The organism is Peribacillus sp. JNUCC 23 (assembly GCF_053653995.1).
Window position 1 is genome coordinate 1 of record NZ_JBSJXW010000005.1, and the last position, 10,970, is coordinate 10,970.

The window sequence follows — 10,970 nt, forward strand, 5'->3', positions numbered from 1 at the left end:
ATGAGTGAAATTCCAAAATTATTAACAATTGCAGACCTAACGACAAGATGGCAAATGGCAAGACAGAGCATTCATGAAAAGAAAAGTGAAAATGATTTTCCTAAGCCCATTCAGTTTGTTTCAAATGGGCGAACTGCTTTATATTTAGAAAGTGATATCGAAGCTTATGAGGAAAAATATTGGTGGATTACTTCTCCAGAAAAGAGACAGAATCGACAACGTTTTATTTGGTCTTTGTTAAATAAATAATATGATAAAATATTAAGGATAGATCTACCCAAAAGATAGACCCACTCAATTTGCCTGTTACGCTCATATGGGGGGTCTATTTTTAAAAAGGCTTTTCAAGAACCCTTAAGGGCCATTTATAGCATCCGAAACGTTCACACTTAACTTTGTACTCGAAAAAAGTTAAAACGCCTTAGAAGGCTCAACAAACAGCATGAACGACAACTATTTAAAAGTATCCTTCAAAAACCATAAACAAAATCTCTGTTGTTTCAAATGACCCCTATTCGGAACCCTTTCGAAACCCTTCGAAACTAAAAAAAACTACAAATAAATCAGCAAACAACATCCTATCATTCTCACATCATTCGTATTTTTACTCATTCCATATCTTTTATCTCTAAACCACTATATCCACATTTCCTAATCTCTTCCCCAAACTATTCACTCCATTTATACATAAACCTACTTGCTACTTCATCCATCCTCGGCCGGCGACAACTTTAGAGTACCAGAAGACCTCGGCTATGTTTACGTAGTATAGGCGAGGTCTTCTGGCATTTACGAAAAAGGAGGAGCCGGCCGAAACCCTATATAGACAAGGGTTTTGCTGCAAAGTAAAACCGCAAATGAAACAGACATTGATATTTATCTTTGTTGCGGTATGTTTTGCGGTTTTTAAAGAGGAATATTTTATCTAAATTAGTTTGTTTTAAGATATTAATTCCTGTTTCTTTCAGAGATTTCTTCTAAAGGAATAGCAAAGTAAGCCTTGTCCATTCGGTTTTTAAAAGTACCTGTGAAGAAGGCAGCCAATGTTGTTCTGATTTTCCCTTTTTTATAAGCTCGGATTGCTTGTTTGAAGGCATCTATGGCTGTATATGTAATGATTTCTGGTTCTACTATGTTTTTAATCGCTCTTGTATCAAGAAAAACACTTTTCCAAAGGTCTTCGATTGTAGCAGCATGATTAAAGAAAGGCTTAACAGCCTTGACAAATTCTTTTGGAACATAAGAAGCCGTAAAAGTAGCATCTAAATGCGTTTTCTTACGTTTATTTATCTTTTTAGTATTGCTAGTTTCTAAAAGATTACTAGTTTCTCTTTCAAAATTATGCCCTTCACCCTTACTCTGGCAAGGATTCGGAACTTCTTCGCAATGCGTCAATTTTTCCTTTTTTAATACATCAATTGTGTTGAAAATATAGACATTATGGCCCTTTCCACCTTTGGATTTAGCCGTATTTTCGACCGATAGGATCCCTAAATCCTTCGCTTTTCTCAACATCCGTTCAAAGGTTGATCGGCTTATACCAAAACCATTCCCTTTTTCATTGATGGCTCTTAATAGAGTGCCAATCTTTGCATTAGCCACTCCAACATATTTAGCAGAGAATCGAACCAGACGTTTGAACGCAACTAATTCCCCTTTGGTAAAATCTTTTTTATGTTCGGCCAGGAACATTTCAATGTGGTTGTTAAATTTTTTTACGTTTTTGAACTTGCTAAAGTCCTTAAAATTTTCAATTCTGCCTGCGACTAACATGGTATTTCCTCCTTAGAGGACAATAAAAAAGACACTGCTCCCGATAAAAATTAAGGGAAACAGCGTCTTTTTAAATGTGTCTATAGAAAGAAACAACATTTTTGTCTTGAAACTAACAGTAAAATACACTAAAATGAATGTACTAATATTGTTAGTTTCAAGAACTTCGACAAGTGTTTTCCCTAGTGTAGTAGGGGGAACGGTTTAAGGGTATGGGGATACCACTTAGACACGTTGAGGTTCTTTTTTACGTCCGTATTTGTTTGGTTAATTATCCAACAATTTCTACCAAAAAACAAGTGAATTTGATAGTTTATGAGTCTTTACGCTATAAGGGGTATAGTCAGGAAAATGCAGATTCACAACGTTAAACTAATTTCAACATTAAAAAGTGGATTCCTGTTGATCTAGAAACGACTCGTTTGAAAAAAATCAGCAAACAAAATTATTAGCACTAATCCTATAAGTCCAGTCGCAAAATAACAAATCATGCTTATTCTTCGTAATTTAATATCAACTTCTGCTTTCTTTTCTAATTTACTAATGTAGTTATGCACGAACACTGAACCCATTAAAGGAATAACTCCTAAAAAAGGTTTATCTACCATAAATAAAACTACAACTAATACAATCACCGCAAGGAATATTCTAGTTATTATTGTTTGAATAAAAAGCCCTCCTTATATTCTTTCTTTAACTCTTCTGCCCTTTAGTTTAAGTGTATCACTTCACAGCCTCAATAGAGTAAAGTCTACTGAGACATAACCAAATTACCGTTAAATTAGAATTTTATAATGTCTCATAATACTTGTGTCTAAAGCTATATAAATTAAGACTAAAACATGTAATAATAAGACTTAATTAACAATAAAAAGTGATTACACCAAGGATCTAATTACATATATAAATTATCTGATTCAAAGATATTTCAGTCTAATTTTAGACTCAATTGAATCTAAATCCGCAATATTATTCGCAGGAGGAATTAAAATGAGTGATGTAAAGTGGTCATCCATAGGTCCGGTTGCCGAAAGGTTTGGCATTGAAGTTCCGAGATTGCGAACTTGGTGCGATAAAGGCTTAATTGAGTTTGATAAACGAACTACTGGTCGTTGGATTCCTCATACCGAGTTTCCAAAGATCGAGAAGATCATTGAAGTTTTCAATCGTGGTGGTAATGTCACGTTTGATGATGTGAAAGAAGAGTTAATTAAGGAAAACTTGTATCATCAGTTGCAAACGGATAAGGAGAAAACGGAAAAAGAGAACGAAATGGCTTTGCTGCTTGGACAGGCCTTTGAACAAAGTGGCGCTAATGAAATGTTCATGCAAATCGGTAATGAGTTTCAACGTATGCAGCAGGAAGTTAATCGCTTATCTCAATTAGTGGAAAAGCAAAATGAAACAAGATTACTCGAAGATAATAGAATGAATAAGCTCCAGGAAGATAATGAGGTTTTAAAAGGACTCGTTAAAGATTTAATTAGTTCTGATAAAGACTTAAAAGATACCTTCAATGTCTACATGAAAGAACAAAAAAAGGAGGAAATAAATAAACAAGCTGAATTAGAGGATAAATTAAAGTTAATTGAGGCTCAATTAACTAGTAAAAAGAAAGAAAAAAAGGGTTTGCTATCAAAGATTTTCAGATGAACTATGCCAAGATAAATCCCTTACCATTAACAGGAACCTAAAACAGTTTTAATAAAAAGAAGGAATCCTGATTTACAGTTACTCTCTGTTCGGTAATAATCCACATATAATTCACGAGTTGATGTAAAATCCATAAAAGGATACTAACTATCAGGAAAAACATGGTAGTTTATTTTCTGAATATGGCATGTTATCATCATTTTGACAGATAGTTAGATACATATAAAAATGAAAACTCTCTATCTACATAACACATTTTTAGGGGGATTTACCAATGTTTAAAAATAAAACAATGAAGAAGTTTTTAGCTTCTATCGCAACTGCGGCTTTTTTAGCTAGCGTCCTTATTCCAACAGCAGCAAGCGCAAAATCTTTCAAAGACGTTCCTGAAACCAGCGTTCATGTTGAAGCCATTGATGTTTTATCAGACGCAAAGATAATTAATGGCTATGACGATGGCACATTCAAACCAGGTAACAACATCACTCGTGGTCAAGTAGCGAAAATTTTTGCTCGTTTACTTGATGATGAAGGTCAATTAGTACAAGTCTTCGAAGATGTACCTGTGACACTTGCTGACAAAGAGCTAGTGCGTGCAGCATTTACAGTGAACGATTATGAAGTGATGACAGGTTCAAACGGATATTTATTCCCTGCTAAAAATATGACTCGTCAACAGATGGCGAAAGTATTAGTTGAAGGTCTCTGGTTAGATCATGTAGAGGGAGAAGAAAGTCAAGTAACAGACTTAGACAAAGCCTATCCTGAATTTCGTGAATATATTCAAATCTTATCTGAGTATGGTATCACAAACGTTACGGAATTCCGTCCAACAGAACCTGTTTCTCGAGCTCAATTCGCAAGCTTTGTGTATCGCGCATTGTTAACATTTGAAGAAGAATAAGAATAACTCTTTATAAGAAACGTAAAGCTATATTATAGGAAATCAAAAATCCCTTAGATTCTATGGATCCAAGGGATTTCTTAATCTTTTACTTTGCCTCTAACACTTAGCACTCATCGTTTACTGCGTGAACTACCAGGTTATCTAATCCTGTTCGCTCCCCACGACCACCCAAAAGGGGCTTCTTCTTGAACCGATGTCACCCATTAGCTTAATAAGCTAGATTAAAAAACTCCTCTTATTTTATTTCAAGAAAGGTTTACATAATTATCTTTATCGGCAGCTAGAAGGATCTTCGACTGGACGATCCTTCTAGCTGCTTGTTTAATTAAAAGTGCCCAATGGAATAACACTATTTATCATCAATCAGTAATGTCATTTTTCTACTAATACTTTTCATACCGTTTTTATTATAAAAAGCAATTGCTTTTTGGTTAAACTCCCATACATTTAGATCTAGGGAAGATGCGCCTTTATTTTTAGACCAATTTACGCAAGCGTCAAATAAGTCTTTTCCAATTCCTCTTTTTTGGTGGGAACTTTTAACTCCAAAGTCATTCATATAAGCATATTTTCTTGGCACCATAGAATCAAATGGGGGAGATTCATTAAGCTCCATCACTGCAAAACCAACCACTCCTCCATTTGCTCTAGCGACCAAGATTTCGGAGTTAGGATCTTCAAGAAGTTCTTTAAAGTAACTTTCTGGCATTACTTTATCTACTTTATTAAAGATGTAAGGTAACGCATCTGCGTGTTCATCTTGCCCTTCTTTAACAATATCGTTTAATGTGTCGTAATCTTCAAATACTGCAGAGTTAATTATCAAATTCATACATATTACTCCCTTAATTTAATTTTATGTATTTTTCTCCGTTTATCTATTTAATCCTCTTTGATTTGTTCAATTAAAGGCCCGTTTGTTGAACAAGGTTTCTAATGAACAGATGCATACTCTATACAAACCTAGTTAACATAAAGTCAATTATCGGCAAAAAAAGGATTGGGTACCTCTTAGATATCCAATCCTTTTTGTTTCTTTGGTCACTTTTCATATTTTTCTAGAAAGTCGGCTAAAGCTAAATGCAACACATCAGACTTATTGATCCTCTCAGCTTCACAAAACTCATCTAAACGTTTACCAATGACACGATCAATAACAATCGTCTTTCTTGTTTTGTCACTTTGTCGCAACTGTTTGACGCGGTCATAAAGACTTGGCTCATTGGTTTGTGTAGTTGGGGTAACCTCTTGCCATGATTTAAGCAGGTCCTTAATCATATGGATTTCATCTTGGGTGAACGGCTCATGAACAATAGGTGAATGATTCGTGAATTCCTTATTACTCTCCGTGAACTTCTGATTACTTCGTGTGAAAGGTGTATGAACTTTAGGTGAACTCGATTTCACATAATCAAAAATACTTTTATCATGGGGTTCTTCACCTTCTCCAATAAAAAACCAACCCTTTTGACCAGAGTTTCTAAATTCATATCCAGCCTCTTTTAATGCCTGTCTAAATGGTTTTTCACTTATGCCAGGTATTTGTTTAGCCACATCGCCTGTCTTTACTCCTTCTTGTGCTAATACTTCTAAAATGCTTCGTATGGATGCTTTTTGATCTACACTCATAGATTGTTCACCCTCCTTTCACTTAAACTCATATATGTATGATTCCATGTGAAATACGTATGACCTTCAAGTAAGTTTAACATAATCACCCTTATAGGTACTGAAAAAGGATCTTCAGTTGGAAGATCCTTTTAGTTGCTTGTTCCATTAAATCGCCCGATAATGGTATAAGATATACTCATCATTCGTTCCTTATGTTCCAGAACAATTCTTATGCAATCACAATTCACGTCGAGCTTTTGTATAGCAAATAAAGTGTAGAAACAGAACTGTGACACCTAACCGATACCGTTTTTCAATCGAAAGCGAGTTAGAATCTTCAAGGAAATTATCAACTTCTTCAGGAGAAAGTTTAGCGTATATTCCAATGGTTTCAATCGAAATGTCGAATTCTTGAGCTAAACCTGAAATCAATAATTGTATTCTTTCATCTTCCTCGTGTGCTTCCATTGACATTGTAAGGAAGATGATATGATCATCCAAATCCATTCTGGTTTCCAGTGATAAATTATCACCATTTGCGTACTTCAATATGGTTTCCTCTGGAATTCCAGAAATTTTACTTAGTGAACTTGAGGAAAGTTTATAATGATTGAAAAGTCGTTTTAATAATTCTCTAGGATGTCCTGGTTCTTGAATTTCCAAAAAAATCATCCTCTTTCTATATTTATATTAACTTTTACTTTTCGAAAATATGTTTATAAACAAATTATACTCTATACAAAACTAGTTAACATAAAGTGAATTATCGGTATTAAAAAAGGATCTTCGACTGGAGGATCCTTTTAGCTGCTTAGTGAATTAAAGCGTCCTTTACTTGAATAAGGATTGCACCTTTAAAGCTACTTCTTTAGGCTTTACATCAATAGATGATAGCATTTCTATATCTACCCACATTGGAAAAAATGTTCCTCTTTCTCTATTTTTGTTAGTGAACTCTTCACCCTCACCAGTACCAAAGGTTCCTTTAATGATTTCAGATAGGAAAAAGTATTGCGTCCCGTTAAATTCAAGTTTTGCAATGCACTCATTAACCTTAACTTCAACTCCTAATTCCTCTAAGGCTTCTCTTTTTGTTGCTTCTTCTGGTGTTTCACCATCTTCAATTCCACCACCAGGAAAAACATAATAAACAGAACCTTCTCTAATTCTTTTAATTAGTCCAACCTTTTTATTTTCTATTAGCACAACTGAACCTCTATCTCGCATTACCTTATCCCCTTTTACCATAACTAAATACTTAAACAAAACTTCCACGTTACTTTTAAGTACAACCCTTCAAAATCTCTGATTATTTTAACATAAATATCCAATTAAATTGACGAATTTTATTCAATTATCTGGCCATTTAATTGAACAAGATTTCGAAGAAAAACATGAATACTGTATACAAATCTAGTTAACATAAAGTCAATTTCCGGAACTTCCGAAACATTAAACCCCTTGGTACTCAAGGGGTTCCGAACCGTCCATTTTTATCGTTTATACATGATTTTATACATGGTTGATGAATCAACATTTTCGGCTTCTGAAGAAGCTTAGTAGCTGCATAAAAAAGGGGTGTTTTATGCAAATTCTTCTTTCGCTAAAGCATCCCTTAGTTCAAAAAGGACTACTATTTCTTTTTATTTTTCTATATAACCAAGGTATACCATGAAAGATTAAGACTCCTAAACCAAGTGAGAACATCAAAGTAGATTCGCTGATAATATTTGCTATTAAAAGGATAAACAATGTAATCACAAAGGAAATTCTGTAATACTTGGCAATATCCAAGGTAACCCCTACCTCCGTTTTTGTTAATTTAAAAAGTCTCGTCTATAAATCTATATTATTCCTAAAAAAAACATCCATGTTATTTTACTAACCTGCCACGTAGTTGAGTAAGGAATTTTTTTTAATGTATGATTTTAGATATTTTCGTACATTCATTACAGTATGAACTCCCATATGCTTTGCATAATGAATGCAAAACTGAAACCCCCACTCAATTAATTGAATGGGGGGTTATTAGTTTCACCTACTAGATCAAAATCAAAAAACGCAAACTTGATATTCTTTTACTTTTCTAAGGGAATTTTAAGGTTCCTCTTCTTTTTCTTTAAACTCGAGAGGTTATGATAACAATACAAACAACACGAGGAGGTTATCAAGCATGAACTTGATGACATTGCTTTTAACAGGTGCTTTAATCGCAGGTGGTCTAGGGGCTCATGCAATGCTTGATAACCAACCAATAACGAAATCAACCATTGCACCCTCACAATCTATTAATCAATTACAAGCAAAGACCATTGCCTTAGACACATCAAAAGGCGGTCTAGTAACGAGCACTCAAACCATTGAAAATTACGGGATTAAAAAATACGAAATTTCTATTGTAAATCAAGATACAGAATATGTTGTGGATATTGATGCATCAACAGGTGATATTTTGAAAGTTGATCCAAACACGAAAGATTGATAGAGCCATGATACGAACGATTTAAAATCATTTAAAGAAAAGTCCCATAAATAACCGTAGGAGGTTTTATCATGATTCAAGATTTTAAAGTAAAACTATTGTTTGAAGGTCAAGTTCATGAACGTCATCAGTTTTCGTTATCCTTTAAAGGCGATAATTATCATGGGATTTTCCACGATGAAGAAATTCAATGGTTTCATCCTCAACCCCAAAATAACCTAGAAGAAGATGACCTTCAAAACTTGGAATCGAAAGTGTATGACTTACTGACGAACCACGTATATCAAGATTTTAAAGTAAAACCATTGTTCGAAGATCAAGTTCATGAACGTCATCAATTTACGCTAACCTTTGAAGGCGATAATTATCATGGGATTTTCCACGATGAAGAAATTCAATGGTTTCATCCTCAACCCCAAAATAACCTAGAAGAAGATGACCTTCAAGATTTGGAATCGAAAGTGTATGACTTGATGGCTAACCACGTATATCAAGATTTTAAAGTAAAATCATTGTTCGATAATCAAATTCATGAATGTCATCAATAGACTAAATATATAAGAGGTGGGTATCTAAATGATGCCTACCTTTTTTGTTCCCAAAACATCCAGGGGTTTTTCCGAATGTATGATTTTGCATATTTTCGTACATTGAAAAGACCACCAATTTGGTGGTCACGTGGTTGAATTAAAGCACCCATTTAATTTAATAAAAAACCTTCAGTTCTGTTTATTTTACTCCACCAAAAACAGCAAGTTCCATCCACTTAAAATAACAATCCGAATGCTTAAAACCAATTTCTCTAAGCCAATTAACCTGAATATCTACTCTTTCCAGTATATTATCTTCTTTATCAGGGCGGTTATAATATTCCTTAGCTATTTCTTGTCTGTCTTTTTTATTATGAATTGAAAGATGGTCAATAAAAAGCTCATCATGCAATTTTTCTATTTCAGGAGTAGCAGAAGCTGTATGCTCAATATTTATGAAAATTCCGCCTGGTGCTAAGACTTTGTATATTTCTTGATACAATTCCTTTTTCTTTGTATGAGGAAGATGATGAATGGCATACCCAGAAACAATGCAGTCCACTGTCCCTGCTTCAGCATACTGCCCAATGGAATGACTAAAATCATCAAGTATAATCTCACAACGATTCATATAATCTTTCATGTGGACACGTGCATTTTCAATCATTGGTTCGGAATGGTCTAATAACACGGCAGAAGCTTCTGGATACGATTTAAGCAAGAGTTCAGCCAAAAACCCATTTCCACATCCCAAGTCCATAATTCTTTTCGGTTTACGATTAAAATGATTGACGACTTGAAGCATAATTTTGGCTTGTTCAGCTCCAAAAGGAATTCCCCCTCGAACCTGTTCAAGATAATGTTGTGTAACATCTTGTCGCTGCCAAGTTGTTGTTTCCATTTTTTCTCCCCCTTAATAAAAGTTTAGAAATAGAAATGCCTATCATTCTAATTACCAAATTTACATTTCGAATATTTTGTCTATTCTATTGTTTTTATCCTCTTCAATCAACCTTTATTTTACTATTTTTTTGAATGTATGATTTTGTATATTTTCATACATTCAAATCCTTGATATCACTGGGTCCTTTTGATAAACTATTAATATCATACGTTGAATGTACGATATTGGAGGAAAATCATGAAAGAAAAGAACGTGCAGCCGTTGCGAACGGCTAAAGAAATTGAGGATCTGAAATGGGCGCTACGGCGATATGGGTCCGAACGGGACTATTTTTTATTTGTCTTTGGGATTAATACCGGGCTTCGGGTGAGCGATATGGTGCCATTAACGGTCGGAGATGTTCGAGATAAGAGTCATGTGGTGATTCGAGAGAAAAAAACAAATAAAACGAAGCGATTTATGTTGCCAGTGAAGCTTCGAGAAGAAATCGAGGATTATACGGCTCATATGAGCGACGGAGAGTACCTATTTGCCAGTCGGAAGGGAAATGGACCCATTACCCCCACACAAGCTTACAGAGCGCTTGTGAAGGCCGGAGACGTGCTTGGACGAGATGACATCGGCACACATACGATGCGGAAGACCTTCGGATATGCCTATTATCGAAGAACGAAAGATCTAGCGTTCTTGCAGAACATCTTTAACCATTCGGCCCCGTCGATCACCAAACGCTATATCGGCATTACGCAAGAAGAAATCGACGAAACATTAAAGGATTTTTCTTTGTAAGATGCTGTGCTACAAGTCGATGCGAACGTGAGGGCAACTGCTCTAGCAAGAATAAAACTAGTTTATTTGGATGTATTCTTTTGCATGGGATTGCGTTTTGGTATTAGATAATATCCGTTTGTATAAAAGTGATTTAGAGTGATCAAGTATGTACAAAAGCCCCTGCGGGTTAAACGGCAAAAGCCGTTATTTAGTCGCTGAAGGGCGACCCCACAAATACGCCTGACAAGTGTCAGTGCATAGATGGGCACTGTTCCTTTTTTACCCTTTCGGAACCCTGTGAAAATAAACAAAATCTCAAAAAGGAGAATCGACAAAATC

At 34.9% G+C, this 10,970-nt stretch carries 13 protein-coding genes; 6 read left to right on the forward strand and 7 right to left on the reverse strand.

What is annotated here, in order from left to right; genetic code table 11:
• On the forward strand, positions 1-249 hold a 249-nt coding region (locus JNUCC23_RS23430), incomplete at its 5' end, for a helix-turn-helix transcriptional regulator (protein ID WP_454216424.1).
• A 699-nt stretch (positions 250-948) separates the two neighbouring features.
• On the opposite strand, the gene JNUCC23_RS23435 is transcribed toward JNUCC23_RS23430, so the two are convergent.
• The gene (locus JNUCC23_RS23435) at positions 949-1,773 is read right to left on the reverse strand and encodes a hypothetical protein (RefSeq protein ID WP_454216426.1); all 825 of its coding nucleotides are present in this window, start codon (positions 1,771-1,773) and stop codon (positions 949-951) included.
• Positions 1,774-2,180: 407 nt separating this feature from the next.
• Positions 2,181-2,345, reverse strand: a complete 165-nt coding sequence (locus tag JNUCC23_RS23440; protein ID WP_454216428.1) for a hypothetical protein — start codon at positions 2,343-2,345, stop codon at positions 2,181-2,183.
• Positions 2,346-2,763: 418 nt separating this feature from the next.
• Between JNUCC23_RS23440 and JNUCC23_RS23445 the strand changes: the two genes are divergently transcribed.
• Together JNUCC23_RS23445 and JNUCC23_RS23450 are read left to right on the forward strand one after the other, a co-directional pair.
• Positions 2,764-3,426 (forward strand): MerR family transcriptional regulator, encoded by a 663-nt coding sequence (locus tag JNUCC23_RS23445; protein ID WP_454216430.1) that lies wholly within the window; start codon positions 2,764-2,766, stop codon positions 3,424-3,426.
• 274 nt (positions 3,427-3,700) lie between these two features.
• The gene (locus JNUCC23_RS23450; protein ID WP_454216432.1) at positions 3,701-4,330 is read left to right on the forward strand and encodes an S-layer homology domain-containing protein; all 630 of its coding nucleotides are present in this window, start codon (positions 3,701-3,703) and stop codon (positions 4,328-4,330) included.
• A 352-nt stretch (positions 4,331-4,682) separates the two neighbouring features.
• Here the strand turns inward: JNUCC23_RS23450 and JNUCC23_RS23455 are convergent, their stop codons facing one another.
• The 4 genes from JNUCC23_RS23455 to JNUCC23_RS23470 form a co-directional block, all read right to left on the reverse strand.
• Complete coding sequence (locus JNUCC23_RS23455; protein WP_454216434.1) at positions 4,683-5,165, reverse strand: N-acetyltransferase family protein; 483 nt, start codon at positions 5,163-5,165, stop codon at positions 4,683-4,685.
• A gap of 209 nt (positions 5,166-5,374) precedes the next feature.
• Positions 5,375-5,962, reverse strand: a complete 588-nt coding sequence (locus JNUCC23_RS23460; protein WP_454216436.1) for a hypothetical protein — start codon at positions 5,960-5,962, stop codon at positions 5,375-5,377.
• Positions 5,963-6,181: 219 nt separating this feature from the next.
• Positions 6,182-6,607 (reverse strand): HTH domain-containing protein, encoded by a 426-nt coding sequence (locus JNUCC23_RS23465; protein ID WP_454216438.1) that lies wholly within the window; start codon positions 6,605-6,607, stop codon positions 6,182-6,184.
• Positions 6,608-6,775: 168 nt separating this feature from the next.
• Positions 6,776-7,171, reverse strand: a complete 396-nt coding sequence (locus JNUCC23_RS23470; protein WP_454216448.1) for an NUDIX hydrolase — start codon at positions 7,169-7,171, stop codon at positions 6,776-6,778.
• Positions 7,172-8,117: 946 nt separating this feature from the next.
• Between JNUCC23_RS23470 and JNUCC23_RS23475 the strand changes: the two genes are divergently transcribed.
• Together JNUCC23_RS23475 and JNUCC23_RS23480 are read left to right on the forward strand one after the other, a co-directional pair.
• Positions 8,118-8,426, forward strand: a complete 309-nt coding sequence (locus tag JNUCC23_RS23475) for a PepSY domain-containing protein (RefSeq protein ID WP_454216440.1) — start codon at positions 8,118-8,120, stop codon at positions 8,424-8,426.
• A 71-nt stretch (positions 8,427-8,497) separates the two neighbouring features.
• A complete protein-coding gene (locus JNUCC23_RS23480) occupies positions 8,498-8,974 on the forward strand; it encodes a DUF5342 family protein (RefSeq protein ID WP_454216442.1) in 477 nt (158 codons plus the stop codon).
• A 181-nt stretch (positions 8,975-9,155) separates the two neighbouring features.
• On the opposite strand, the gene JNUCC23_RS23485 is transcribed toward JNUCC23_RS23480, so the two are convergent.
• Entirely contained in the window at positions 9,156-9,857 is a 702-nt protein-coding gene (locus JNUCC23_RS23485; RefSeq protein ID WP_454216444.1) for a class I SAM-dependent methyltransferase, read from the reverse strand.
• Positions 9,858-10,097: 240 nt separating this feature from the next.
• Here JNUCC23_RS23485 and JNUCC23_RS23490 point away from each other — a divergent pair, with 240 nt between their 5' ends.
• Complete coding sequence (locus JNUCC23_RS23490; protein WP_454216446.1) at positions 10,098-10,649, forward strand: site-specific integrase; 552 nt, start codon at positions 10,098-10,100, stop codon at positions 10,647-10,649.
• The last annotated feature ends 321 nt before the right edge of the window (positions 10,650-10,970 follow it).